1 protein-coding gene is annotated in these 2,205 nt (G+C 36.0%); it reads left to right on the forward strand.

From position 1 onward, the window contains the following. The first annotated feature begins 205 nt into the window (after window positions 1-205). On the forward strand, window positions 206-2,146 hold the full coding sequence (locus AB1471_RS16765) for a hypothetical protein (protein WP_367780903.1): 1,941 nt from the start codon (window positions 206-208) through the stop codon (window positions 2,144-2,146). Window positions 2,147-2,205 lie beyond the last annotated feature (59 nt).

Here is a 2,205-nt window from a genome sequence, read left to right on the forward strand (position 1 = left end):
ATAGAGCTGAAACAGTGTCTCTATTTCTCTATTAAATTGTTTTTGCACCAGAACCTTTCTATTCATCCTTTTCAATCGTTTAGTAATCATTGTTACCAACAATCGAACACACTATTCTGAACATTTTTTTAGTTAGCGGTTAATCTCGTTAGTGCTATGATAAAGTTGTTACACTAATTTCGATTGAAACAGGAGGAATGTAACAATGAAAACAATGATTAGAACAGCGCTGGCGTTACTAATGATCTTTACGCTCTATACGCCTGTGAACGCAGTAGCATCAGCAGACATAACATCGGGTGTTGATCCGTATTCTAACGGAAAAAATCCTTCAACGATTGTTCTTGATAATGGTCACATGCTTACTTTGTATGAAGGACAAACGAGCGGATTACTTTACTACAGATTAGGAGAATATAAAGATGGTAAAACCGATTGGTATTCTGATGAAATACAGTTTGAAACAGGGAATAATCCGAATGCAACGATTTTAGATACCGGAGAGATCATGTCCGTTCATGAAAACAAAGGACTACTTTATTACAGCTTGGGTCGTTACGAAAACGGTACCATCAATTGGTACAGTAGAGGAAATCACTATGGATGGGGATATAAACCAGATGTAGTAACAATGAATGGATTAACCACTTCTTTTTATTTGGAGAATGGTAAAATTGTAATGAAATATGGAAAGTATCAAAATGGAACAATCAACTGGGCGATGACAAATCCTACTCCTGTATCTAATTTCGTCGCAGATAAATTCTCTGTAGACTTAATCGATGACGGAAAGCATTGGTTAATAACCTTTGACATTGATCGTACTGATTCATGGTTGAACTACGCAGTAGGTAAAACAGATGCAACGCAAACCAAACCTATCTTACTAAATGAAATATCCGAGAAGTATTCTGACGGAAGAAATCCTTCAATAGCAGATCTTGGTGATGGTCATGTGATCAACACATATGAAGGACAAACCAGTAATTATCTTTATTATCGTGTGGGAGAATTTAAAGATGGAAAAATGTCTTGGGGTGAACAAATAAAATATGAGGATAAAAGAAAAAACCCTTCAGTCATTACATACGGTAGAGATATCATCGTAAGTAGCGAGGATTCATTACAAATTTATGATCGATATGGTTCATATAATGGTTCGGGTGTTGCATGGGATGGTCTTATTGGTAGTCCGGATCATGGATATGCATCGGGAAACAATCCTGCTATCACAGGTTTAAATAATGGATTAGTTGTAGCCATAAAAGACGATGGTGGTCATTTGAGTTATCAAATAGGTGAGTACGCTAACGATAAAATGTATTGGACGGTACCTGTCAATTATGACACTGGAAAAAAGCCTTCCGTTACCACTCTTCCAAATGGTGAAATTGTAGAGTTTCATGAAGATCCAACAGGTAAATATCTCTTTTATAATCTAGGTCGTTTTGATTCAATATCAAGATCAATCGATTGGTATAGTGTAGGTAATCGTTATAGTACAACGGTTGAAAATAAGACAACTCCTTCTGTTGCTGTAGTAGGAAAAAATAACCCTAAGTTGGCATTAGCATTCAATGAAACGTTTTTTCCTTTTTCACAAAGGTTACTGTATAATCAATTTTCTATTAATGGAAGTTATACGAGCAGTGATGGAAATTGGGGAGTGATGAATTCTAGCGGTAAAAATCCTAGTATTACGCCAGCCCATAAGTATATACCCTACCAAGGTGATTTTTATGGAGCATATGAATTTCATGAAGACGGTTCGAATGTAGTGTATCAGTATATGAGCTATGTAGGTGGTAATCTATCACCCAATGGAATAACGCACACTTATGATTTAGGAAAAGATCCAGTTGGATTACAACTAGATAACGGTAAAATTCTGACGATGTTCGAAGGAAATAGAGGAGATAATAATCCCACTTGGCATTATACAGGAGACATTACAGGAAGTAACACCATCAGTTGGTCATCATCTTCAGTAACTGAATTTAACGGTCAAAAAAATGATGTCATACAACTAAATAATGGATTGTTATTAAACGTTCACGAAGATCCTAATAGCAATAAACTTAGATATTTATTAGGACGTTGGGAAGACGCACAAAATCGCGTTGTCTGGTGGACTGATGATCTATAAAATAGGTTCTGGTGCAAAAACATCAAGATCCATGCAAGTAATCTCTAAACCTTGGACAT

It is taken from the genome of Jeotgalibacillus marinus, assembly GCF_040801915.1.
GTDB lineage: Bacteria > Bacillota > Bacilli > Bacillales > Jeotgalibacillaceae > Jeotgalibacillus > Jeotgalibacillus marinus.